This window comes from Variovorax sp. GW823-FHT02B07 (assembly GCF_058797695.1).
Genome location: NZ_JBXAJX010000002.1, coordinates 846,084 through 870,308, shown reverse-complemented (window position 1 = coordinate 870,308; position 24,225 = coordinate 846,084). Strand labels below are relative to the sequence as shown.

Here is a 24,225-nt window from a genome sequence, read left to right as displayed (position 1 = left end):
GCTCGATCGGGGCCACGAAGCGCAAGGGCCCGTGGACTACGGAGCTATGACAGCGAAGGTCCGGCGCGACTGCACCATGTCACGAAATCTTCACGAACGCGCGGGTCGGCACGCTGCTGGGCACCTCAAGCGCTGGCGGCGCCCAGCAGCACGATGCCGCCGGGCAGCTGCGTGAGTTCGGCGCCGTACACGTCGCGCACGAGGAAGGCCACGTCGTCCAGCCGGTCGATGGAGAAGCTGGCCTGCACGCGGCTGCGGCCCAGCGCCTCGTTCGTGAGGATGAGCCGGCCGTGGCGGTAGCGGTTGACCTCGGCCACCACTTCGGACAGCGGCACCTGGTCGAACACCAGCTGGCGCCGGCGCCAGGCGACGACGGGGCCGGTGTCCACGCCGGTGACGACGCCGAGCCCCGCGGGGCCGTAGCGCAGCTGCCGGCCTTCGTCGAGCCGCGCCTGCTGCGTGCCCTGCGCCACATCGACCTGGCCTGCCAGGCAGGTCACGCAGACCTCGCCGTCGAGGTGGCGGATGTTGAAACGCGCGCGCACGGCCGACACCGTGCCGCCGCCCGCCGCGACCGTGACGCGCGCCGAGGCCGGGCCGCCGGCGAGCACCTCGGCTTCGCCGGACACCAGTTCGATGGCCTCGCCCGCGCTCTCCGTCGCGCCGCGGCGCAGGTTGATGCGCGTCTGCGTGTTCATCTGCAGCACCACGCCCTCACCCATGGCGACCTCGCGCTGCTCGCCGGTGGCGGTGCGGTAGTCGTCGCCCCATTCGGCGACCGAGGGCCACAGCGCCAGCGGCGGCGACACCGCGAGGTAGGCGACCGACGCCGCGACCGCACCGCCCAGGAAGGCGCGGCGTCCGGGCACCGGCAGGCGGCGGTGGGCCGCCTCGCGCGCTTCCTGCTGGCGCACGCGCTGCGCGGCCGGCGCCATGGCCTGCCACACCTGGCGCGCCTGCACGAAGGCCTGCGCGTGCGCGCGGCTGCGCGCGCACCAGCGCCGGAAGGCCTGGGCGTCGTCTTCGGTGGCCTGTTGCGAGCCGAGCCGCACCACCCAGGCTTGCGCTTCGCGTTGCAGGGTTTGCTTCATGGCCTCGGTCGCCTGGGGTTCTTCAGCGGTCATCATGGGGAGACTGTTTTCCGGCGCCAGGACCGAAGCGCTGGATGAAATCCCGGCCGAGCCGCTCGCAGCAGTGTTCCAGGCCGGCGCGCAATTCCTTCTCGACGGTGCGCGCCGACACGCCGTAGCGCGCCGCGATGTCCTTGTGCGGCATTTCGTCGACGCGCGCGGCCAGCACGATGGCGCGGCGGCGGCGCGGCAGCTCGGCCAGCGCGCGCTCGAGCGCCTCGAGTTCGTTGCGCGCCTCGGCGCCGCGCGCGGGGTCGGCGGCCTCGTCGGCCATGTCGTACAGCGCCTCGACCTCGCCCACACTCAGCAGCCGCGCGTTGCTCTTGCGCTGGTCTTCCGCCACGTTGAGCGCAATGCGGAACAGGTAGGCCGAGGGATAGCGCACGGCGCTGCGCACGGTCGAGTTCTCCACGCGCAGGTAAGCCTCCTGCAGCGCGTCGTTGGCGAGGTCTTCCGAACCGAGGCGGTGGTGCAGGTGCTTGCGGAACTGCGCATAGCGCGCGAGGAACAGCGCGCGCAGCGAGGCCTTGATCGATTCGGACATGTGCCTCAGCCTGCGCGCGCGCGCAGGTACGGCCGGCAGTCGCGCGCCGGGTCGGGGCGCGGGGTCAGCAGCAGCGTGACGGGCTGCGGCAGCGCGGCCGGCGGCGGCGTGTCCAGCCCGAGCGCGCGCAGGCTGGCGAGCACCGTGGCATCGCGCGCCGGCACGCCGCTGCCTTCGAGCAGGCGGGCCTCGGTGACGGCGCCCGCCGGGTCGATCCACAACTGGACCGCGAGCCGGTAGCGGCCAAAGGCGTCGGGCTGCGCGATGCACAGCACGCGCGTGACCGCGCCCTGCAGGACCGCAGCGTAGGCCTGCAAGGCCGGGACGTTGCCGGCCGGGGCGGCGCCCGCCGGCGCGCGTTCGTCGGGGACGGCGGTCGCCGGCTGTGCCGGCACGAGCGTGAACGCGCTGGCGCCGGTGTAGCGCGCCACCAGCCCGGTGCCCACGAGCATCCGCTGCAGCGCGTCGCGCGGTGCGAAGTCGCCCTGCACCGGCGACGCCTCGCGGCCGTCGGTGAGGCGGCTGGTGACGAGCACCGAATGCCCGGTGAGGCGCCCGAAGACGGCGAGGGAGCGTGCCAGCGGCTGCGCCGGCAGGTCGAAATGCAGCGCCGGCGCGTCGCTCGCCATGTCGTCGGCTGCCGCGGCGTGGGCGGCGCACATCACCAGCGCCATGACCAGGCACCAGGACAGTGTCAGGCCACCGCCCGATGCGGAAGTACGTGTCATGTGACGGAGGATCAACAGCAGCAACGAAGGGTCTGAAAAGCGGCCGTCCGCCGTGCGGCCCGGGTGAGCGTGCGGGCGAGACTAGCGACCGTGCATGACCGACATGTGACGTTTCGTTCACACTTCCGAGCTCGCGAGATTCCGTCTTCTTCCTGACTTGCACGGGGCCCAGACTGCCCGGTTGGCCGTGATCGCGGCACGGCGTTTCTTCTTCTTTTTTCCTGGGGTGCAACGATGCGCGTCGGTGTGTGGCTGTTCGGCGTGATGCTCTCGGTGATCGGCACTGGCGCGGCGGCGCAGACGCCGCCCTCCGGTGGCGGCGAGGCCGACGGCAGCTGCGTCGAGGTGGTGGTGAACGGCGAGCGCACGCCCGCCTACGACTGCCTGACCCGCAAGCTCGCGCCCACGATGCCGGCACGCGCGCCGGACGACGCGGCGCCCGGGCTGGCCTCGGAAGCGATCACGCAGCGGCCGGGCAATCAGTTGGGCTTGTTCAACCGCGCGGCGACCGGGCATCGCATGGGCAACACCTTCGGCACCTCGGTGTATCCGCAGCGTCCGCCGCCGGCGGTGTACACCTCGCCGCTGCTGCCGGCGCGGCCCTGAGCGGCGGCATGCGGGAAAAGTGGCCGGGCGTTCAGAGTTGCTGGGTCACCAGCACCACGAACCCGGCCAGCGAAATGGCGGCGCCCATGGCTTTCCTGAAGGTCTTCAACATGTCGTGTGCTCCATCGGTGAGATCCGTGAGCCTCGATGGTGCGCCGCTTGCGGGTGCAGCGGGTTTGGCAATCCCGATGGCCGGGATAGAAAAACTTCAACCGCGAGTGCGGCGGGTGCGGATGAACCCGGTCAGCTCGCCCGTGCGCCGGTCCGGGCTTCGGCGAGCGACAGGCGCTCGCGGGCGAACTGGCTGGCCCGCAGGCGCACGCGCGCGAGCGCGGCGTCCAGCGAGGGCTGCTGCATGAAGACGAGCACGCCGCGCTTGAGCCCGCGCAGGCGGAGTTCGGCCACGCCGGCATAGCGGCCGCCGGTGGTCTGGCGGATGTCGATCTCGCTGGACCAACCGTCGGAAAGTTCGACGAAAAGATGTTGCTGTGTGGCGCTCATGTCAGTGAGGAGCTTAGGGCTACTGCCGGCGCCGCCCTAGGACATAGTTCCTAGGTATTAGCATTTAATTTCGTTTAATAACAATTTCACGCGCTTCGCGCAAAGGGACACCATGTGTGAACATCCGCATGACTTTCGGCACTCGCGCCGAAACAGCGTGCCATCTAGGATGGAGCGGCCGTGATCCGTCTCCCTCTTTCTGCGCATCCTCCCGACCGGCCTGCCCCGCAGGTCGACACCGTCCGCCCCGATTTCCGCGCCGCCGCATGAAGGACGAGATCCACTCCGCCGAGCACCTCTACACCATCGAAGTCGAGGGCCGCAACGTCACGGTGCGCGACGTGATGGTGGCGGCATTCACCTACCGCATCAAACTCGAGGAACTGCTCGGCTCGCCCCGGCAGGTCGCGCACTGCTACCGGCTCTGGCGCCGGCTCGAGCGGCTCGACGAGCCCCCCATGACCCGCCTGGACATCAAGTACGCCACCGCGTGGCGCGACGCGCATGCGCAGGCCTGGCAGGTGGCGCAGGTGTTTCTCACCGACCCGCACACCAAGACCTTCGTGCTGCGGCTCGCCGCGCCCTAGCGGAGCGCGTCAGCGCATGTGCGCCATGTCGCGGATGTCGGAGCGCAGCGCGCTGCGGTCGGCGCCCACGAGCGGCAGGTTGACCAGCAATTCGAGCCGGCGGCGCAGCGAATACAGCACCTGCAGCGCGCCATGCGCCGCGTCGTCCGGGCCGGTGTTGGCGCCGGCCACGTCGGGGTAAGGCCACAGGGCCGCATCGGGCTGGCCGGGCCAGCGCGGTTGCAGCGGTTCGAGCGCGGGGTCGAGCGTGATGACGACGTCTGCGTTGTGCGATCCCGCGCGCGCCAGCAGGTCCCAGCTGCGCGGCGGCGAGGTCGGCAAGGCCATGCCGGCGCTGCCCAGCGCCTCGACGGCCGCGGGGTGCACGTCCGCCGCCAGCCGCCCCGGCTGCCCGCACGAGCGCACCGAAAAGCGCTTCGCATCGAGGTGGGCAAGACAGGCCTCGGCCAGCACGCTGCGCAGCGAATTGCGCCGCGAGACAAAGACAACCTCGATCCGTTTCTGCATGGTCGAACGACTATAGCCACGCCGTGTGGCAGGTGGGTGCCGAAGCACAGGGACCCTTTTGCAGACGCCTGTTTACCCCGGACCTGCAGACATGACAAATAAGTGTAAACACTCGTAAACCTTGCGGGATGGGTCGGCGTTAGAACCGCATGACAACCGACCCCTCCCTCGTTGTGCTTGCTTTCCTGGTCGGTCTTGCCGCGGGCGTGACGCTCATGAGCATGCTGGCGGTCCTGCGTTCCGACCAGGACATGCCGCACTCCGAGCACACCCGGCTGTAAGGCAGACCGCGGGCATCGCCTGCCGGCACGTGGCCGGCCGGCGCAAGCGGGCGCGCTTGTTCAGAACCCCGACTGCTCGATCAGCACCGAGGTCGCCGCATGGACCCAGCGGCGGGCCAGGCTCTCGCGGGTGCCTTCGAAATGCGCGCGCACCTCGCGCACCCCGTCGACCGGCGCGTCGTCTTCGCCCTCCACCGTCACACGAAACCAGGCTTCGGCCGGACGCAGGTCTTTCTTCTGCGCGGTCGGGTTGAGCGCGATCGGGCCGCCGTGGTCCTGCGCCAGCAGCAGGTGCGGCAGCCGGCGCACCGGGCTGTTGTCGATGGCGCGCACCAGCCCTTCGAGCTTGCGCGTGCGGCCCTTGACGAGGATCACCGCGCGGCTGCCGGCCGCCAGGCGCTGGCGGTCGTGCTCGGGCACCAGCGCTTCCACGCGCCAGCGCCGGCCGTCGACCACCAGCGCCATGAGCTGCGACGGCGCCACCCACGTGCCGGACTGCAGCAGCGGATCGACGTCGCGCATCGTGCCGCCGTGCGCCGCCACGAGCCGCAGGCGCAGCAGCTCGGCGTCGCGCGCGCGCCGCTCGGTGTCCCAGCGGCTGGCCTGCTGTTCGGCCAGCACCTGCTGCGCCGCCGGGCGTTCTTCCAGGCCCATGGCGCCGCGCGCCGCACGCGCGTAGGCGCTGGACATCACGCGCGCTTTCTCGCGCTCCTCGGTCTGGCCCGGCGCTTCGAGCGTGACCAGCGACTGCCCCGCCGCCACGGCCGCGCCGTCGTTCGCTTCCATCGCTGCCAGCCGCGCCGCATAGGGCGAGAACACGGGCTGCTCGACGCCGGCGCGGAGCACGCCCGGCGCCGAGATACCGCCGTGCCACGGCACCAGCAGCACCGCTGCCACGAGTGCGAGCAACAACGCCGCCACGACGCGCCGCCGCGGCTTGATCTCGTCGCGCCGCGCGTGCCACACGCGCAGCTCCGCCATCACCGGCCGCACGACAAAGACGCCCATCTCGACGATGAAGAGGAACACGCCCAGCGCCTTGAAGAACGCGTGATACACCACGACCGCGATGCCGATGAACAGCACCAGCCGGTAGGCCCAGGTCGCGAACGCGAACGCGATGAGAAAACGCCGAAAGCCCGGCGTGAGCGTCTCGGGCGACGGGTCGTTGAAGCCCAGCAGCCAGCGCCGCAGCGCGCGCTTGGCCTGCTGTCCCGCGCGCTCGTGCAACCCCGGAAAATCCAGCGCATCGGTCAGCATGTAGTAGCCGTCGAAGCGCATGAAGGGGCTGGCGTTCACCGCGAGCGTCAGCACCCAGGCCGTGGTCGCCAGGAAGAACAGCGCGTTGCGCAGGTCGCCGTCGGGCATGAAGGCCCACAGCAGCGTCGACCACGCGGCCAGCACCAGCTCGGCGCAGATGCCGGCCGACGCGATGGCCAGGCGATGTTGCGAGCGCGCCAGCTTCCAGCTCTCGCCGGTGTCGGTGTAGGCCATCGGCCACATCACCAGCAGCGCGACGCCCATGTGCCCCACGCGCACGCCGTGGCGCGTGGACATGAGCGCGTGCCCCATCTCGTGCAGCAGCTTCGACACCACGAGTGCGCCCGCAAAACCCAGCACGCCCTCCCAGCTGATGGCGCCGCGCAGCTGGGCCGCCACCGTGTCCCACTGCCGCGCGGCAAGCAGCACGCCGACGCCGGCGGCGAGCGCGCTGAGCGCCACGAACCAGCGGCTGTAGAGCCACTCGACCCAGGGCAGCATCTTCTCGAGCAGCCGCGCCGGCCGCACCAGCGGAATGCGCACGAACAGGTAGTTGTTGAGCAGCCAGCGCCAGGCCGGCATCGGCGGCTTGCGGCGCACGGTGCGCAGCAGCTGGTGCTGTTCGAGAAAGCCCTGGAAACGCGCCACGTCGTCGGCGTCGGGCGCCAGCGGGGTGTCGCGTTCGATCGCCTGCGCGATGCGCGCGGCGTCGGCCATCGGCCAGCGCTGCAGGATCTCGAACTCGAGCCAGCCGATGCGAAAGAACAGGTTGCGCACCGGGTCGCACACGTGCCAGGCCGGCGAGCCGTCGCCGTTGGCGCCGGCCGGGTGGATCTGCAGTTCCTCGCGCAGCGCCGGCCAGGGCGGCGGCGCTGCAGCGCCCGCGGAGGCGCCACGGCCTGCGGGCGCCGTGCCGCTCAGCATCCGCACCACTCCCGCGCCGCCGCGAACGGCCGGCGCAGCAGCAGGTAGCCGAGCACGGTCCACTCGCCCGACACGCGCGCCGTGCCGCGCAGGCCGATGCGCGCCACGCCCGAGGGCTCGCTCAAGTGGCCGCGCAGCTGGTAGCTGGCCACGCCGTTGGGCGCCTCGACCGCCTGGTAGCCGGCGTGGTCGAGCCGGGCCGACACCGGGTCCAGCGGCGCCACGCGCAGGAACAGGGTCATGGGCGCGCCCGGCGCCAGGTTGACCGCCTCGCTCACCGGCGCCCAGGCCTGCACGCCGAGCACGGCCGGGTCGGCCAGCAGCCCGACGCGCTCGCCGGTCTGCACCGGGCGGCCGGCCCAGTCGTCGGGGTCGGAGTACACGAACACGCCCGCGGCCGGCGCCTTGATCTGCAGCTGCGCCACTTCGCGCTGCAGCGCGCCCACCTCCACCTCGCGCTCGCGCAGCTTGCCTTCGGCCAGGCTCAGCTCGGCCTTGGCCGATTGCGATTCGATGGCCCGCTGCGAGGCCTGGTGCAGCTCCAGCCGCGCGGTCGACAGCGCCGCGCGCGCCACGGCCAGCCGGTTGTCCAGCGTGGTGTCGTCGAGCTCGGCGATGGTCTGGTCGGCCACCACCGGCGTGTTGGGCGGCACGGTCATGCGACGGATCACGCCGTCGCGCGGCGAGGCGATCACCTGGCTGCGCGTGGAGATCACCTCGGCCTGCAGCAGCGCGTATTCGCGCACCGGCACCAGCAGCGCGAGCGGCAGCAGCGCCAGCGCCCAGCGCAGCGGCTTGCGCGCCCACGCTTCGTGCAGCAGCGTGCCGATGGAGCGGCGGCGCCCGGTCAGCGCCCACCACGCATGGCCGTACATCGCGGCGGCCTGCAGCAGCAAGAACTCGGGCGCCTTGGCGTCGAACTCGGTGGGCCACGGCGCCTCGCGCGCCAGGAACAGCGCGGCGCGCGCGCGGCCGTCGGGGTCGGCCATGGGCAGCACCCACACCTGGTCGGGCAGCCAGTCGGCCCATGAGGCGGCGAGCGCCGGCGGCAGCATCCCGGGCGACAGCGCCAGCACGCGCGCGACGGCCGGCAACTCGTCCAGCCGCGGCTTCAGGTGGTCGGCCACCGAGGCCAGCCACAGCGCATAGGGCGAGTCGGACTCCACATCGGCCAGCCCCGAATGCGCCACCAGCCGCGTGCGGCGCGCGCCGAAGAAGCCGACCAGCGCGGCCTGCCGGTACGGCGCGATCGCGTGGGTCTCGTTGCAGATCAGAAAGGCCAGGTCGGCCGGGCGCTGCGCCGCGCGCACCTTCGCGGCCAGCGCATGGAACGCGAGATCGGTCACGACGCTCCGCCCTTGCCGCGCGCGGCGCTCATCCCCTGCCGACCGGCGCGCGCACCTGCCCGCTCATGCCCGGCAGCACCTGGCCGGCCGCGTCGCCCGCGAGTTCGGCCTCGATCTCGATGGTCTGGCTCACCGCGTCCACGCGGCCCGACACGCGCGTGACCTTCAACACCACCGCAGCGCCGGTCTCGTCGACCGTGGCGTCCAGGCGCTGGCCGGTCTTCAGCCACGCGAGCCATTGCGAGGGCACGTTCATGCGCGCCTTCAGCGGGCCATTGCCGACCAGCTCGACCACCGGCGCGCCGGGGTTCACGCCCTGCCCCACCTTCACATGCACGCGCGCCACCTTGCCGGCGAACGGCGCCACGAAATTGCACTGCGCGATCTGCGCGTCGAAGATGCGGACCTGGCTCTGCGCCTTGTTCACGTTGGCTGCCGCCAGCTCGACCTCGATCTCGGCCGCCGACTGCAGGCCCTGCAGCTTCAGCTTGCCCACGTACTGCACCTTGGCGGCCTCGTGCTCGGCCCGCGCGGCGGCGCGGCGCGCCTGGATCTCGTCGCATTCGTAGGCGGCCAGCACCTGGCCCGCGCGCACCGTGTCGCCCAGGCTCACCGGCACCTTCGCGAAGCGGCCCGGGGCCGAGGCCGAGAGCACGCTTTCCTGCGCGGCCACCACGAGAAAACGCACCGGCGCCAGGTTGCCCGGCGCACCCGCCGGGGCGGCGCGCGGCGCGGGTGCCGGTTGGGCCCCGGCCTGCAGGGCACCGCCCAGCGCGCAGGCCAGGAGCACGCCGATGCGAAGCACGGAGAAGGACGACGGTTTCAAGGGCGGGCTCGCTTTCACTTCTGCGTCACCGTGGCGCCCGTGCGCGCGAGGCGACGCACGTCCGTGATCACCGACAGCGTCGCCGCCTCGGCGAAGGCGCTCACGGCGCTTTCGGTCGTCACGGCCGGCACGTAGCTGGCGTAGTTCTGCGACAGCAGCTCGCGCCCGCCCGGCTCGGCCAGCGTGAGCCGCCACTGGGCGCGCGTGGTGCCGCGCTGCTGCGGCACGTGGCGCTGGAAGGCCAGCGTGAGCACCAGTGCATCGGCCGACCCCGAGGACACCAGCTCGTTGCGCGTGACGATGCGCTCGACCGCGCCGCGCACCGCCGCTTCGCTCACGCCCGACGGCAGGTCGCGCACGCGCACGGTCACCGGCCGGTTGCGCACCGGGATCAGCGCCGCTTCGAGGAACACCGCCTTCTCGCCTTCGGCCATGCTCTGCTCGATGGCCTTGGCGACGGTCTTGATGTCGGTGCTGGCCACGGTGGCCGGCATCAGGTCGATGCCGACCGAGTTGAGCACCCGGCCGTACGAGGTCTGCGTGGCCGCATAGGCCGTGGCCAGCTGGAAGCGCGACACCAGCGCGCGCGCATCGACGCGCAGTGCCTCGAGTTCGCTCTCGAGCTGGTTGCTGGCGCCGGCGCGCGCCACGCTGGCCATGCGTTGGTCGACGCGGCTGGATTCGGCCGCCAGTTCCTGGTCGACCACCGCCAGCTTGTAGCGCTCGGCCGACACGCGCACCTGCGTGACCACCGCCATGGTCAGCGCCAGGCGGCGGGCTTCGTCGGTCTTCTTGCGCGCGTCGTTGGTGCGGTTGATGGCCGGGATGGCCGCCAGCCGGAACAGGTCCATCGACAGGCTCACGCCCGCGTCGCTCCAGTTGCTGTTGTAGAGGAAGGAGTTGGAGTCGTAGCGCGCCCCGGCGTACAGGTTCAGGCTGGGAAACAGCGAGGCGATCTGCTTCTTGGTCTCGGCGATGCCGATGCGCGCCTTGTAGTCTTCCTCGCGCAGCTCGGCGCGGTTTTCCAGCGCGGCGACCTCGAGCTTGTCGATGTCCAGCGTGACCGGCGCGCGGCCGTCCTGCGGCCCTTCGACCAGCGTGAAGTCGACGCCCGGCGGCAGGCTCATGAGCGCGGCCAGCTCGCGCTTGGCGAACTGCATTTCCTGGCGCTTGGCGTTGACCAGCGACATCGCGTCGAGCAGCGCGCGCTGGTAGGCCAGGCCCTGCGCGGGCGGCAGCACGCCGGCACGCTCGGCCTCGCGCGACTTCTTCAATGCGTCTTCGATGCGCACGGCCAGCCGGTCGGCGTCGCCGATGAGCTGCTGCGCGCCGATGGCGCGCCAGTAGGCGCTGCGCACGTCCTGCGCGATGTTCTGCAGGATCTTGCGGCGGCGCTCTTCGGCGATGTTGACCTCGTCGGCCGCCTGCTTGGCGCGGAAGTAGCTGATGCCGAAGTCGAGCGCGTTCCACGACAGCGTGGCGCGGCCGTAGTAGTGCGAGCGCTGCTCCGAGGTCGAGGGCCGCAGGCTCACCACGCGGTCTTCGATGCCGATGCTGGTGCCGCCCGAGTCGTTGCTGCGATCGTTGTAGCCGGCGTCCGCCACCAGCTTGGGCAGCATGTCGGCGGCCGACACATCGAGCAGGCCGCGCGCCAGGGCCGACTCCATGAGCTTCAGGCGGTAGTCGGCGTTGTACTTGAGCGCGCGCGCCAGCACCTCGGAATACGTCATGGGCGTGGCGACCGCGGCCTGGTCCTTGTAGAGCTGCTTCTGGTCGTGGCGCACGCGCACCACGATCTCGTCGCGCGTGAGCTGCACGGGCGTCATGCTGCAGCCGGCCAGCATCAGCGCGGCCGCGGCGGCAGTCCACGACAGGGGGAAACGGAAGGTCGACGCGGGTTGCTTGTGAATGTCGGTCATGGTGCTCGATGGATAGGACATGGTTCGATGGCTCCGGCGTTTTTCTCTGCGTCGATCAACTCGTGGGCACGCGCACGGTGGGCGTGGCGCGCTGCGGATGCCGCAGCAGCTCGCGCACCGCGTCGCGCTCCGCGGCGGCCGCGGCCACGCGGCTGGAGAACGAGCGCGCCGTGTCGGTGGCCACCGGCGCGGCGGCACCGGCTGCCGGTGCCACATCGGCCTGCGCCGCCTCGGTGGACGGATGCGCCGCATCGGCGCGCGGCACCACGATGCGCCCACCTTCGCGTGTGGGCGCTTCGGGCGGCGGCTGTTGCGGCACCGAGAAGCTGTCGAAGTCGCCGAACAGCGGGCTCGCGCCGTCGACCAGCTTGCCGGCCGTGACGCCGCGCAGCGCGAGCGTCTGCTCCACGTCGCGCACCATGCGCAGCGAGAAGGCCACGCCGTCGCGGCTCACGTGCTCGGCGTAGTCCACGCCCTGCGGCTCGCCCCACAGGTCGGTGGGACGGTCCTCGCCGAAGAGGCGGTCGCCGCCCAGCGCGCGCGCGGCGATCGCGCCCGACAGCATCTGGCTCAGGCGCTGCGATTCCTGCACCGCGATCTGCACGAACAGCGCCGGCGTCATCGACTGGTCGATGCGGCGGCTGGGGTCGCCGAAGTCCGCCGGGAACACCTGGTCGCCCGTGAGCGGCCGGTGCTGCGAGGTGCCGTTGATCGTGACGACCAGCTTCGCCGTGCTGGTGCTGCCGTCGGCGTCGGTGATGACGTAGTCGAACACCTCGGTCAGCGTCTGGCCGTCTCCCAGCGAGGCCACGCGCACGTTGCTGGCGTTCACCGAATAGCTGTAGCTGCCGTCGGCGTTCAGGCGCAGGTTGCCGTAGCGCCCTGCCGTCGATCCGCCGATGGTGCCGGCCACGCCTTCGAAAGAGACGCCCGTGACCGGCGTCGGCGTGCCGTCCGCGCCGAGGCGGTCGGCCACGTCGTTCGCGCCCATGCCGTCCCCGCCGAACACGTTGCCGGTGGCCGTGGCGCCGGGCCGCGTGGTGCCGATCGAGGTGGCGTCGTTGCGTGCCGTGGGCACGTCGTCGATCACCAGCACGCGCAGCGTGCCCTGCGTGGTATCGCCGTCGCGGTCGGTCACCTGCAGCGCGATGTCGTCGGTGACCTGCCCGCCCGCGTGGCTCTGCGCGGCGCCCAGCACGTAGGTGTAGCGCACGGTGCCCGTGGCCGCGTCGAAGCCGGTGAGCGTGATGCGCCCGCGGTCGGTGGCGATGGTGACCGGGCTCGTGCCGAGCGCGGCCAGCTGCGCCGGCGTGAGCGTGGTGCCGTGCACCGCGATGCTGCCCAGCCCGTCGGGCGCCGTGACGAAGAAGCTGCCCGAGACCGTCTCGCTCGCGTCGCCCGGCTCGACCAGGCCGCGCTCGTACACGGTGGCCTGCCCGGCCGTGTCGGGGCCGTTGTTGTCGCCGATCACCAGCGTCACGCCGTCGTTCGCACCGTGGATGGTGAGGGTCAGCGTGGCGGTGCTGGTGTCGCCGTCGTTGTCGGTGATCGTGTAGGTCACCACCTCGGTCAGCGTGTCGCCCACGACCAGCGCCTGCACGCGCGGGTCGCCGTTGTTCAACGTGTAGGTGTAGCTGCCGTCGGCGTTCAGCACGATGCGCCCGTAGGTGGTGGCGATGGACGTGCCCACCGTGCCAGCCACGCCGCCGAAGCTCACGCCCGTCACCGGCACGCCGTTGGCGTCGTCGGCGCCAAGGGTGTCGTTGGCCTTCACGTTGCCGCCCACCGTGTTCGGCGCGCCGTCCTCGGTGATGGCGTTGGTGTCGTTCACGGCCTCGGGCACGTCGTCCACGATGCGCACGGTGAGCGTGCCCGTGGCCGTGTCGCCGCCGGCGTCGGTCACCACCAGCTTGATGTCTTCCGTGCTTTCGGTGGCGTTCGGCTGCGGCACCTGTGCGTCCAGCGTGTAGGTGTAGGTCAGTTCGCCCGTCGTCGGCACGCCGCCCACCGAGCTGGTGGGCGTGAAGCCGGTGAGCACCAGCGTGCCGCGCGGCGTGTCGATGGTGACCGGCGTCGTGCCCAGGTTCGCCAGCTCGGCCAGCGTCAGCGGGCGCCCGCCCACGGTGACGCTTTGCATGCCGTCGCTCGCCGAGACCACGATCGTGCCGGTGGTGGTCTCGCGGGTGTCGGGGCCGCCGATGCCGTCGACGAGCCCGCGCTCGTGCACCTCCGCCTGCCCCGTGGCCGCGCCGTTGCCGTCCACCGCGCCGATGGCCGGGTCGCCGTCCAGGCGGCCGTGGATGGTGATCGTCAGCGTGGCGGTGCTGGTGTCGCCGTCGGCATCGGTGATCGTGTAGCGCACCGTCTCGGTCAGCTGCTCGTTGGTCTTGAGCGCGTTGACGGCGGCGTTGTCGTTGTCCAGCGTGTAGGTGTAGCTGCCGTCGGCGTTCAGCACGATGGCGCCGTACGTGGTCGTGAGCGACACGCCCACCGTGCCGGCCGCGCCGCCGAAGCTCACGCCCGTCACCGGCACGCCGTTGCCGTTGTCCGCGCCGTCGCGGTCGTTGGCCTTCACGTTGCCGCTCACCGTGTCCGGCACCGCGTCCTCGGTGATGGCGGCCGTGTCGTCGGTGGCCTGCGGCGTGTCGTTGATGATGAGCACGGTGAGCGTGCCGTTGGCCACGTCGCCGTCGCGGTCGGTCACCGACAGCGGGATCTGCTCGGTCACTTCGGTCAGCACACCGCCGGAGCGATGGCTCTGCGCAGCGCCCAGCGTGTAGGTGTAGCTGACCGCGCCGCCGGTCACGATGCCGTTGGACAGCGTGGTGCCGCTGAAGCCCGTCAGCTGGATCTGGCCGTCGGGCGTGGTGATCGTGATCGGCGCGCCCGGCGTGAGCGCCTGCAGCTGCGCCAGCGTCACCACCGTGCCGCCGACGTTGATGCTGGCCACGCCGTCCGCCGCGGTGATGTTGAAGCTGCTGGCGGCGCGCTCGCCCGTGTCGGTGATGCTCACCAGGCCCGACTCGAACACCGTGACCTGCCCGGTCGCCGCGCCGTTGGCGTCGGTGACGGCGATGCCCGGCAGGTCGTTGGCGCCGCGGATGGTGATCGTGAGCGTGGCGGTGCTGGTGTCGCCGTCGGCATCGGTGATCGTGTAGCGCACCTGCTCGGTCAGCATCTCGCCCACCGACAGCGCCTGCACGCGCGGGTCGGCGTTGTTCAGCGTGTAGGTGTAGCTGCCGTCGGCGTTCAGCACGATCGACCCGTAGGTCGTGGTGATCGACGCACCCACCGTGCCGGCCGCGCCGCCGAAGCTCACGCCGGTCACCGGCGCCACGTTGCGGTCGTCCGCGCCGATGGTGTCGTTGGTCGCCACGTTGCCCGACACCGTGTTCGGCGCGGCGTCTTCGGTGATGGCGGCCGCGTCGTCGGTGGCCTGCGGCACGTCGTCCACGATGCGCACGGTGAGCGTGCCCGTGGCCGTGGCGCCGCCGGCGTCGGTCACCTGCAGGGCGATGGCTTCCGTGCTCTCGGTCGCGCCCGGCTGCGGCACCTGCGCGCGCAGCGTGTAGGTGTAGGCCAGGTTGCCCGCCGTGGGCACGCCGCCCACCGAGGTGGTGGCCGTGAAGCCCGTCAGCGTGAGCGTGCCCAGCGGCGTCGTGATGACGACCGGCGTGGTGCCCAGGTTGGCCAGCTCGGCCAGCGTCAGCGTGCGACCGCCCACGGTGACGGTCTGCAGGCCATCGGCCGCCGACACCGTGACGACGCCACTGCCGTTCTCGCGCGCATCGGGACCGGCCGGGCCGTCGACCAGCCCGCGCTCGTGGACCTCGGTCTGGCCCGTGGCCACGCCGTTGCCGTCCACCGGCACGATCTCGGGGCTCGCGTCGGAGTGGCCGTGGATGGTGATCGTCAGCGTGGTGGTCGAGGTGTCGCCGTCCGCGTCGGTGAGGGTGTAGCTCACCGTGTCCGTGAGCGTCTCGCCGTCTTTCAGCGCGTTGACGCGCGGGTCGGTGTTGTCCAGCGTGTAGCTGTAGCTGCCGTCGGCGTTCAGCACGATGGCACCGTATTCCGTGTCCAGCGCGCTGCCGACCGTGCCGGCCGTGCCGCCGAAGCTCACGCCCGTCACCGGCACGGCCGTGTCCGCGCCCTCACGGTCGTTGGTCTTCACGTTGCCGGTCACGGGGTTCGGCGCGGTGTCTTCCGTGACGCTGTTCGTGTCGGGGTTCGCGGTGGGCACGTCGTTCACGATCAGCACCGTGAGCGTGCCGCTGGCCACGTCGCCGTCGCGGTCGGTCACGCTCAGCGCCACCGCCTCGGTCACTTCGCCCGCGCTGTGGTTCTGCGCCGAGGTCAGCGTGTAGGTGTAGCTGACCGTGCCGCCGGTCACGACGCCGTTGGGCAGCGTGGTGCCGCTGAAGCCCGTGAGGCGGATCTGGCCGTCGGGCGTGTTGATCGTGATCGGCGCGCCCGGCGTGAGGGCCTGCAGCTGCGCCAGCGTCACCACCGTGCCGCCGACGTTGATGCTCGCCACGCCGTCGGCCGCCGTGATGTTGAAGCCCGCGCCCGCCGTCTCGCTGGTGTCGCCCACGCTCGTCAGGCCCGACTCGTGCACCGTCACCTGGCCGGTCGCGTTGCCGTTGGCGTCGGTCACCGTGATGCCCGGCACGTCGTTGCTGGCGCCGCGGATCGTGATGGTGATCTGCGCGATGTCGGTGCCGCCTGCGCCGTCGGAGATGGCGTAGGTGAAGAGGTCGGTGAGCGTCTCGCCGGCGATCAGCGCCTGCACGCGCGGGTCGGTGTTGTCCAGCGTGTAGGTGTAGCTGCCGTCGGCGTTCAGCACGATGCTGCCGTGGGTGCCGGTCAGCGGGCTGCCCAGCGTGCCGGCCGTGCCGGCGCCGGCCTCGGGGCCGGTGCGGATGCCGGTGACCGTGAGCGTGGTGCTGTCGGGGTCGTGGTCGGCCTCGCCGGGAATGCGCCCGCTGATGACGTTGCTGCCGACCGACACCGTGTCTTCGTCGATGCTGTGCGTGTCGTCGACCGCGGTCGGCGGGTCGTTCACGGCGGTGATCGTGAGCGTGCCGGTGAGCACGTTGCTGTTCAGCGGCAGCGGGCCGCCCGCGTTGCCGCCGGGCTGCACGTTGTTGCCGTCGTTGAGCACGATGGTGTAGACGCGCTCGTTGTCGGTGCCAAAGGCGGTCGGGTTGTCGCTGCTGCTGCGGTAGGACAGCTGGTCGAGCACCGCCCGCACCTCGGCCACGGTGGTGTCGGCGTCGAACTGCACCACCAGTGGCGCGCCGTTGCCGCCCGAGACGCTGACCCCCGGGGGCAGCGCGCCGTTGATGAACAGCTGGTCGCCCGGCTGGTAGCCGTCCAGGCTCACGGTGAGCGAGCCCGCGCCGAACACGCCCGCGGCCAGGCCGGGCGTGGTCGCCAGGTCGAGGTCGCCGACGGTGCCGCCGCTGACCAGCGCCACGGGCGGAATGCTGACGCCGGTGCCGGTCTGGTTGTTCTCCACCGCGGTCGCGCCGGTGGTGCCGCCGATCACCGGCGCGTCGTTGCGCGGCGCGATGGTGGTCGACACGTTGCGCAGCACCGACCACTGGCTGGTGGCGTCGTTGACGGTGGCGCTGATGTCGCCGCTGCCCGCCGCCACCGGCGCATCGGACACGCGCACGACCAGCCCGCCGGGCGTGCCGTTGAAATCGGCCGCCGGCACGAAGCGCAGCTGCGCGCTGGTGGGCAGCAGCAAGGCGCTGGTGTCGGACGCGCCCGTCGGCACGGCGAGCCAGTCGGTGCCGTTCAGGCTGTACTCCCACGCGCCCTGCGCGGCGTTGGCGTTGTTGCCCACGATGGCGATGCCGCCGAACGAGGTCGATGCATCGCCGCCGCCGCTGATGGACGTCTGGTTGTCGGTCGCGTCGCCGTAGCCGCCGCCCAGCAGCGTGTCGACGCGCACGCCGGCACCCGTCACGTCCTCGACGCCGGCGGGCACGGTCGCATCGGTCGCCGTCGGCCGGTCGTTCACGTTGATCACCGTGGTGCTGAGCACAATGGTGCCGGCGCTGTAGACGGTGGTGCCGCCATTGCGGGCACCGGACGTGTCGACCTGGCTGCCCGAGGTGGGGTCGGCGGTGGCGCTGTCGTTGTTGGTGTCGGTCTCGACCAGCCGCACGGTCAGCGTGGTGGGCGTGCCGTGGAAGTTGGCGGCCGGCACGAAGCGCAGCTGCGCGTCGGCGGCCAGCACCAGGGCCGTGCCGTCGGTGCGTGCGCCGACGGGAATCCAGGTGCTGCCGTTGTCCAGCGAGTACTGCCAGGCCCCCTGCGCGGGGTCCGGGACGTGGCCCGTGATCGCGACGCCGAAGAAGGTGTCGGACGAACTGCCGCCGGTGCCACCGTTGCCGCTGTTGTCGATCAGGTCGGCGGCGTCGTCGAAGTGCGAGCCGAACAGGGTGCCCACGGGGGTGCCGGCCGCGTTGTTGCCCACGTCCTCGGTGACGTTCGGCAGCGTCTGGGTGGTGCCGCCCACCACCACCGGCGCGTCGTTGACCGGCGCCACCGTGAAGACGAAGGTGCGCGTGGTGACCAGGCGGTTGCCGACCCCGTCCGCGTAGGCGAAGGTGCCGGTCGTGCTGTTGTCGCCGGGTGCCAGGACGCCCGGACGCCCGCCGGTGTGGCCCTCGTCGTTGACCACCACGGTCACGGTGAAGGCGCCGTTCCAGTCGGCCGGCAGCGCGGCGCCGGGGGCGTCGGGCAGCGCGATCGAGATGGCGTTGATGCGGCTGTTGATCTGCGCCAGCGTGCCGGTGATGGTGATGCTGGCGCCGCCCAACGGGCCGACCGAGCCGCCGCTGCCGCCCACGCCGTTGATGACGAAGCCCGGGGGCACCGACACCGTGGCTGTCAGCACGTCGGTGGCGGCCGCGTCCTGGTCGGTGACCGTGAGGCCGGTCAGCGTGACGCTGCCGTTGCCTTCGTCCACCGTCGGGTTGCCGGCCGCGATGTGGGCCGGGTCGTTGATCGACGACGGGAACAGCGTGCGGTAGGCCGAGGCCACGTTGGCCGTCAGCCCCGCGGGGATCAGCGCGTAGGGGTTGACGTTGGTGGTGGGCACCGCCACCGTGCCGCCGTTCGCGTTGTTGTTCTCGCCGCCGTTGGCGCCGCCCGCCAGCGCGCCGCTGCTGTTCTCGCGCAGGCGGTCGTCCACGATGACCTGCACGCGGTAGGTCTGGTCGGTGTTGGCCAGGCTGCCGCCCAGCGCCACCTGCAGGCCGTCGAGGTAGGCCTGCACCTGCGCGCGCGTGCCGCGGATGACGAGCGCGCTGCCGGTGCCGTCGTAGGTGCTGTCGATGGTCACGCCCGAGCCGGCTGCATTGCTCGAGGTGATGGTGATGGCGTCGCTGCCGCCGTCCGTGTACTGCGCCGCGCCCAGCGGCACGCCCGTGCCGTTGGTGATGCGCACGGTGACCTGCAGGAAATCGGCTTCGCCGGGCGCGATGCCGCCGCCGTCGCCGTCGATGTCCAGGTCGCGCACGACGAAGCCCGGCACGGCCGACGGCGCGTTGCCGCCCGTCAGGTACAGCGGCGTGTTCGGGTTGGTGCCCGGCGTGAGCCCGGCCGTCGGCGCGTCGTTGACGGCCACGATGGTCAGCGCCATCGTCATGTCGGGCGGGTTGTTCGACACGCTGCCACCGCCGGTGTCGCCGCCGATCTGAGAGCCGGTGTCGTCGAAGGAGACGGTGAGCGTCACGTCGCCGGCGTCGGCGCCGTTGAGGTCGTGGTTGACGTGGGTGGCGCTGCGGTAGGTCAGGCCCGTGGCGGCGCCGCTGGTGATCAGCTCCTGGATGTCGCTGGCGCGGCCGGTGAGCGTGAGTGCGCCGGTGTTGTCGCCGGCGATGGTCACGACGCGCCCGCTGGGCAGCGTGAAGCTCGTCTGCCCGCCGGTGCCGCCGATGCCCAGCGTGCCGTTGGGCACGGTCAGCCGCAGCGTGATGGGCGTGCCGAAGGCCGCTGATTCGGGGTCAGACACCACGAAGCCCGCGCCGATGTAGGTCGGCTGGTCTTCATAGACCGTGTGCACGGGCGGCACGACCAGCACGCCCGGGTCGTTCTCGCTGGACGCGCGCACCAGCACCGAGGCCGCCGCGATGTTGCCCGTGATGTCGCCGGTGGTAGGCACCGCGTCGGCGTACCAGTCGTACTCGGTGGTCGGGATCGTGATGTTCGGCCCGCCCGGCACGCTCGGCTCGTTCTGCGGGCCGCCGTTGGCGCCGGGCTGCAGCACGCCGGTGGCGGTGTCGCGCAGGCGGTCGTCCACGATCACCTGCAGCCGGTAGGCCTGGTCGCGGTCGGTGTCGAAGGTGAGCGTGAGGCCCGCCAGCGCGGCGTTCACCTGCGCGCGCGTGCCGCGCAGCGTGAGGAAGTCGCCGCTGCCGTTCTTGTCGGCGTCGACGGTCACGCCGCCCATCGAGGTCGAGCCGATGGTGGCGCCCGCGTATGCCGCGGCATTCAACGGGTTGCCGTTGGCGTCCAGCAGCCGCACCGTCACCTGGACGAAGTCGGTCTCGCCCTGGATCACCGCATCCAGGTCGGTGTCGCCGACATTGAAGCCAGGCACGGGGTTGTGCGCCGGGTTGCTGCTGTCGATGTCGATGGGCCCGGCCGGCGCGGTCACCGTGGGCGCGTCGTTCAGCGGCGTGACGTAGATCCAGAACTGGCCGCCGGCCTGTTCCTTGTCGCCGTCGCTCAGCGTGAAGGTGAAGCGGTCGCTCGGCGGATCGCCGTTGGCTTCGGTGTGGCCGTCGGATTCGTCGCCCGAATTGAAATAGTAGATGCGCCCGGCGTTCACGTCGGCCTGCGTGAACGAGGAGCCCACGCCCAGCGCCACGAAGTTGACGCCGTCGGTCGAGTACATGACGCGCCCGTGCGTGGTGACGGAGGTGATCGTGTACTGCAGCTGCGTGAGCGTGCTGTCGGGGTCGAAGGCCCTGAGCATGCCCGGCGTGATCTGGCCGCGCCCGCCCTCGGCCACGGTCAGCGGCTGGTTGGCGGTGCCGGGCGGGTCGGGCTGCGTCGGGTCGGGTGCAATCACCGGCGCGTCGTTGACGTTGGTGATCTGGATGCCGACGGTGACGGGGTTCGACGCGGCACCCCAGCGGTCCACGGCATGCACGTTGAACTGGGTGGTGCGCACCTCGGAACCGTCGCTCACGAAGCGCAGGCCCGTGGTGCCGGCGCTGCCGGTGATGAGCGAGGCGTCGATGCGCTGCCCCACGGCCACGGCCACCCAGGCGGCGCCGTTCCAGTACTGCAGCTGGCCGCCGGTGGGCAGGCTGTCGAACTCGAACTGCATCGCGCCCGGCCCGCTGCCGGCGTTGTTGAAGGCGTAGTTCGGGTCGCCGTTCAGCAGCGTGGGCGAGCCTTCGAGGTAGCTTTCGCTCGCGGCATCGTCGGCATCGACCACGCGGATCTGGCCGGTCGTGAGGTAGGCGGTCTCGCCTTCGCGGATGACCGTGTTCGACGAACCGGTGGCCACGGGCACGTCGTTGACCGGCGTGATGAAGAACGAGAAGCTGGTGTTCCAGACGTTGCGCACGCCGCCGACGGCGACGCCGGCCGTCACCGAGAGCGACACGGCCGATTCGAAGTCTTCCACGTCGCCGTCGTGCTGGAAGCGGATGCGCCCGGCGTTCAGGTCTTCCTGCGTGAAGGTCTCGTAGGTGTCGATGTCGACCCAGGCCGCACCGTCGAAGCGCTGCAGCACGCCGTTGCGCACGGGCCCCGTGGTGCCGGTGTAGTCGGTGACGGTGTAGATCACCTGCGACGGCGGCACGCCTTCGACCACGTAGCTCAGGCCCGGCACGGTGTTGAAGTCGGAGCCGGTGCCGCCCAGCACCACCGAGCCGCCTTCGCTGAGCGTGCCGCGCGTGGCGCCGTTCTGGTCGGTGCCCGCGTGGTTCGAGCCCGAGGTGGTGACGGTGCCGTCGATGGTCTGCAGCGGATCGCCGTTGCCCGCCGGGGTTTCGACGAGGTTGATCGTGAACTCGTAGGTCTTCAGCGTGCCGTCGGGGTTGCGGTCGGCGCCCTCGCGGATCACGGTGTTGCCGTTGGCGTCCCAGGTGGGCCCCAGCGTGTTGTCGACCACCTGGAAGCTGAAGGTGTCGGTGTCGCCCGCCGCCGCGCCCTGCGTCTGCACGTACTGCACGCGGCCCGAGCGCACGTCTTCCATGGTGAAGGTGCCGCCCGGCGGCAGGATCTTTCCGTCCAGCAGCAGGTAGCCCTGGTTCAGGCCGTTCATCGAGGTGACGGCGAAGGTCAGGTTGTCGTCGCTCGAGTCGACGTCGGTCGCGCCGAGCATGCCGGGCGTGAGCGTGACGGTGTAGCCGCCGCCCGCCGGATCGACGCTCGCCTCGAGCGTGCTGCCGGGGTCGAGCACCGGGTCGTCGTTGGCCGGGCGCACGTTGATGGCGATGGTGCCCGAGGTGGACGACGGCGTGCCCGTGCCGCCGCCGGCGTCGCTCACCGTGACGCCGAAGCCGTCGGTGAACGGGTAGCTCTGTCCGTTGTTGTCGCGCTGGCCGTTGTTGCCGTAGGTGAGGCCGCCGCGGTCGTCGTAGCCGAACACGAAGCCGGCGTCGATGTCGGCCTGCGTGATCGCGCGGTTGGTGACGTTCTGGGGCACGCCGCCGATCAGCACCGTGCCCGTGAAGTACAGCGTGCCGTCGGTGGGCAGGCTGGTCAGCCGCACCGTGAGGTCGCCGCTGGCGTCGTCGCCGCCGCCATCGGCGACGATGAAGTTGCCCACGACCGAGGCCGGGTTGCCGCTGGGGTCGATGGCGTTGGGAGGCTGCCCTTCGAACACGCTGCCCCCGCCCGAGACCACCGGCGGCTGGTTCAGCGGCGTGACGTTCAGCGTGATGGTGGCGTGGTCGGAGCCGGCCAGCGGCGTGGCGCCGTCGTTGACCACGATGACGAAGCTGTCGTCCAGGTTCTGGTCCGCGCCGGTGGCCGTGTGCACATAGGCGACGCGGCCCGCGAGCACGTCGGCCTGCGTGAAGACCGAGCCCACGCCGATGCGTTCGCCGTTGAGCGTGAGGTAGCCGTGCGTGGTGTTGGTCGCGATGCCGTAGACGATCTGGCCGGTGTTCTGCGAGCCGATCGTCACCTCGGGGTCGATGGCGTCGAGCGTGGTGCCAGTCAGCAGCGTGGTGCCGCCCTCGGAGACCGTCTGTGCCGCGTCGGCCACCGTGGTCGGGTCGTTCGACGGCGTGATCGTCACGTCGAGCGCGCGGTTGGCGGTGAGCGCCGGCGTTTCCGAATCGGTGATCGACACCAGGATGCGCGTGGAGGCCGTGGCGTTGCCCAGTTCGGTGTCGGCGGCGGTGAACACCAGCTGGTTGATCCAGGCGTTGGCATCGGCCACGCTGCCGACGAAGCGGTAGCCGCCGGGCACGGTGGTGACGCCGCTCATGCTGGCGCTGGACAGCGCGCCCAGCGCGGGGTTCTCGACGGTCACGTCGACCGTGACATTGCCCGCGCCGTCGTCGGTGAGCGTCCAGCCGCTGAGCGTGGCGCGGTCGGCGCCCGGCGCGTTGAGCGCGCTGGGTTCGCTGACCGTGATGCGCGGCGTGGTCGTCGAAACGGTCGGCGCGGCCAGCAGGCCGTCGTAGTCGGTGGCGGCGAAGGCGCGCGACTCGATGAGGCCCGTTGCGACCTCGAGCGACCAGTCGCCCTGGCGCGAGGCCGCGCCGGTGGCGTCGCTCGACGCCGCCACGTCGGCGCCCGTGGCGCGGCCCAGGGCCTGCACGAAGCGTTGCCCGTCGGCGCCCACGTCGCACCCGTAGAGCAGGATGTCGCCGTCCGCACCCAGGCTCGCGCCGATCGCCTGCCAGGCGCCGGCCGAGCGCGCCAGGCCGGCGACGTCGAGGGTTTCGTTGCCCAGCGTGATCTCGCCCGTGCTGCCGTGGCTGAGGATGTGCAGCGCCGTGAGGCCGCTGCGCCCTTCGAGCGCCTGGCGCAGCTGTTCGACGCCGGACGAGCCGGTGTCCAGCAGGATCAGGCCGGCGCCCTGCGGCACCGAAGCCGCGAGCTGCTGCCAATTGGCAACGTTCTTGTCGACCACGTAGACCTCGCCGGACGAGGCCGGGGCCGGGCCGGGCGCGGATCGCGCCTGCGCTTCGGGCGTGCTTTCGCGCCCATGCGGCACGGCAACGGGCGCCGCCGCGTCGGCGGCATGCGGCGCATCCCCGTGCGGGCCCTGCGGCGCGTCCGCCGGTGCCGCCGCGGCGGCCTCCACAAAAGCGGCGCCATCAAATAGCTGCCGGCTTTCCAGCGCAAATCGATGCGCGCGTGGGCGAAGGAATTGGGGCGATTGAGACCTTGGCATGGCTCAAAGTGTGACGACAAATATGCAAATGTGTCCACTATTAACGTTCTATCTTTTCGAGCCAATCCCGTCAAAAAATCGCAAAAACAACGGCTTCCTTTGCTTTTCTCATCAATTTGAAATTAATTGTTACCCGCTCATAGCGATCCATTCGCCGGCTCATATGTGAGGCATATCCATCGCCGTATTCCTCTCCGTACAAGGCGACCTTCCCTCGGCAGCCAGGCCGTCGAAGCCTTTGCGAATTTCACCAGATTGAATTACCCGATCTATTTCCAATTTTCAACTACGGGATTCCGTAGAAAATCGGGGCGGGAATTCCCTATTCCTTGATGGCAAAGAACTCGGTCGTCATGAATGGCGCGCCAACACCTCAATTCATCGCAATCGATTCACAACTGAAAGAGCATGTGCATGCGATCCTGCAATGAGAACCTTTGCCATAAGAATTAATTGATGCAATGCACAACCCAAGGGTCCGGCCGCAATTCGATCGACCGGGAACCGGGCCCCGTCCGGCCATGTCCCGCCGGCTGCCGCGCAACGCGAGGAGCGGGTCTGCGGCACGGGGTTGTAACCATGTGCGTGACCGCCGAAGAGACACGGCAGGCCGCTCGGTCGACTCCGGAAATGGACCGCAGCGCGCCTTCAGGAAACTTCGCGCGGCCTCGTCGCTTCGAT

General features: G+C 71.1%; 13 protein-coding genes. 3 read left to right on the top strand and 10 right to left on the bottom strand.

Annotation, left to right across the window (positions count from 1 at the left end):
• Positions 1-125: 125 nt before the first annotated feature.
• From AC1RGU_RS15160 to AC1RGU_RS15150, 3 genes are read right to left on the bottom strand one after another with little or no spacing between them, the layout of a single operon-like run.
• Positions 126-1,091, bottom strand: coding sequence for a FecR family protein (locus AC1RGU_RS15160; RefSeq protein WP_492696740.1), 966 nt, complete (start codon positions 1,089-1,091; stop codon positions 126-128).
• Positions 1,092-1,113: 22 nt separating this feature from the next.
• Positions 1,114-1,674 (bottom strand): RNA polymerase sigma factor, encoded by a 561-nt coding sequence (locus tag AC1RGU_RS15155; RefSeq protein WP_070061200.1) that lies wholly within the window; start codon positions 1,672-1,674, stop codon positions 1,114-1,116.
• A 5-nt stretch (positions 1,675-1,679) separates the two neighbouring features.
• Positions 1,680-2,402 carry a secretin and TonB N-terminal domain-containing protein gene (locus tag AC1RGU_RS15150; RefSeq protein ID WP_492696739.1) on the bottom strand — a complete coding sequence of 241 codons (723 nt, stop codon included), beginning with the start codon at positions 2,400-2,402 and terminating at the stop codon, positions 1,680-1,682.
• Positions 2,403-2,636: 234 nt separating this feature from the next.
• On the opposite strand from AC1RGU_RS15150, the gene AC1RGU_RS15145 reads away from it, so the two are divergent.
• The gene (locus AC1RGU_RS15145; RefSeq protein WP_492696738.1) at positions 2,637-3,008 is read left to right on the top strand and encodes a hypothetical protein; all 372 of its coding nucleotides are present in this window, start codon (positions 2,637-2,639) and stop codon (positions 3,006-3,008) included.
• A 243-nt stretch (positions 3,009-3,251) separates the two neighbouring features.
• Here the strand turns inward: AC1RGU_RS15145 and AC1RGU_RS15140 are convergent, their stop codons facing one another.
• Positions 3,252-3,509, bottom strand: a complete 258-nt coding sequence (locus tag AC1RGU_RS15140) for a hypothetical protein (RefSeq protein WP_095947032.1) — start codon at positions 3,507-3,509, stop codon at positions 3,252-3,254.
• 266 nt (positions 3,510-3,775) lie between these two features.
• Here AC1RGU_RS15140 and AC1RGU_RS15135 point away from each other — a divergent pair, with 266 nt between their 5' ends.
• Positions 3,776-4,096, top strand: coding sequence for a hypothetical protein (locus tag AC1RGU_RS15135; RefSeq protein ID WP_062482657.1), 321 nt, complete (start codon positions 3,776-3,778; stop codon positions 4,094-4,096).
• Between the two features lie 9 nt (positions 4,097-4,105).
• On the opposite strand, the gene AC1RGU_RS15130 is transcribed toward AC1RGU_RS15135, so the two are convergent.
• Positions 4,106-4,603, bottom strand: coding sequence for an arsenate-mycothiol transferase ArsC (locus tag AC1RGU_RS15130; RefSeq protein WP_062482660.1), 498 nt, complete (start codon positions 4,601-4,603; stop codon positions 4,106-4,108).
• A gap of 149 nt (positions 4,604-4,752) precedes the next feature.
• Between AC1RGU_RS15130 and AC1RGU_RS15125 the strand changes: the two genes are divergently transcribed.
• Positions 4,753-4,884, top strand: coding sequence for a hypothetical protein (locus AC1RGU_RS15125; RefSeq protein WP_255221250.1), 132 nt, complete (start codon positions 4,753-4,755; stop codon positions 4,882-4,884).
• A 60-nt stretch (positions 4,885-4,944) separates the two neighbouring features.
• Here the strand turns inward: AC1RGU_RS15125 and AC1RGU_RS15120 are convergent, their stop codons facing one another.
• Genes AC1RGU_RS15120 through AC1RGU_RS15100 form a run of 5 tightly spaced genes read right to left on the bottom strand, consistent with a single transcriptional unit; the run spans position 4,945 to position 23,454 of the window.
• Complete coding sequence (locus AC1RGU_RS15120) at positions 4,945-7,068, bottom strand: site-2 protease family protein (protein WP_492696737.1); 2,124 nt, start codon at positions 7,066-7,068, stop codon at positions 4,945-4,947.
• On the bottom strand, positions 7,062-8,414 hold the full coding sequence (locus AC1RGU_RS15115; RefSeq protein WP_492696736.1) for an efflux RND transporter periplasmic adaptor subunit: 1,353 nt from the start codon (positions 8,412-8,414) through the stop codon (positions 7,062-7,064). The genes AC1RGU_RS15120 and AC1RGU_RS15115 overlap by 7 nt, the downstream gene beginning before the upstream one ends.
• Before the next feature lie 28 nt (positions 8,415-8,442).
• Complete coding sequence (locus AC1RGU_RS15110) at positions 8,443-9,240, bottom strand: efflux RND transporter periplasmic adaptor subunit (protein ID WP_492696735.1); 798 nt, start codon at positions 9,238-9,240, stop codon at positions 8,443-8,445.
• A gap of 14 nt (positions 9,241-9,254) precedes the next feature.
• A complete protein-coding gene (locus tag AC1RGU_RS15105; protein WP_492696734.1) occupies positions 9,255-11,180 on the bottom strand; it encodes a TolC family protein in 1,926 nt (641 codons plus the stop codon).
• 34 nt (positions 11,181-11,214) lie between these two features.
• Positions 11,215-23,454: a cadherin-like domain-containing protein gene (locus AC1RGU_RS15100; RefSeq protein ID WP_492696733.1), complete on the bottom strand. Its 12,240-nt coding sequence runs from the start codon at positions 23,452-23,454 to the stop codon at positions 11,215-11,217.
• Positions 23,455-24,225: the final 771 nt, after the last annotated feature.

Coding starts and splice junctions, on each gene's coding strand:
- AC1RGU_RS15160 (WP_492696740.1), bottom strand. CDS start 1,091: ATGAAGCAAACCCTGCAACGCGAAGCGCAAGCCTGGGTGGTGCGGCTC.
- AC1RGU_RS15155 (WP_070061200.1), bottom strand. CDS start 1,674: ATGTCCGAATCGATCAAGGCCTCGCTGCGCGCGCTGTTCCTCGCGCGC.
- AC1RGU_RS15150 (WP_492696739.1), bottom strand. CDS start 2,402: ATGACACGTACTTCCGCATCGGGCGGTGGCCTGACACTGTCCTGGTGC.
- AC1RGU_RS15145 (WP_492696738.1), top strand. CDS start 2,637: ATGCGCGTCGGTGTGTGGCTGTTCGGCGTGATGCTCTCGGTGATCGGC.
- AC1RGU_RS15140 (WP_095947032.1), bottom strand. CDS start 3,509: ATGAGCGCCACACAGCAACATCTTTTCGTCGAACTTTCCGACGGTTGG.
- AC1RGU_RS15135 (WP_062482657.1), top strand. CDS start 3,776: ATGAAGGACGAGATCCACTCCGCCGAGCACCTCTACACCATCGAAGTC.
- AC1RGU_RS15130 (WP_062482660.1), bottom strand. CDS start 4,603: ATGCAGAAACGGATCGAGGTTGTCTTTGTCTCGCGGCGCAATTCGCTG.
- AC1RGU_RS15125 (WP_255221250.1), top strand. CDS start 4,753: ATGACAACCGACCCCTCCCTCGTTGTGCTTGCTTTCCTGGTCGGTCTT.
- AC1RGU_RS15120 (WP_492696737.1), bottom strand. CDS start 7,068: ATGCTGAGCGGCACGGCGCCCGCAGGCCGTGGCGCCTCCGCGGGCGCT.
- AC1RGU_RS15105 (WP_492696734.1), bottom strand. CDS start 11,180: ATGTCCTATCCATCGAGCACCATGACCGACATTCACAAGCAACCCGCG.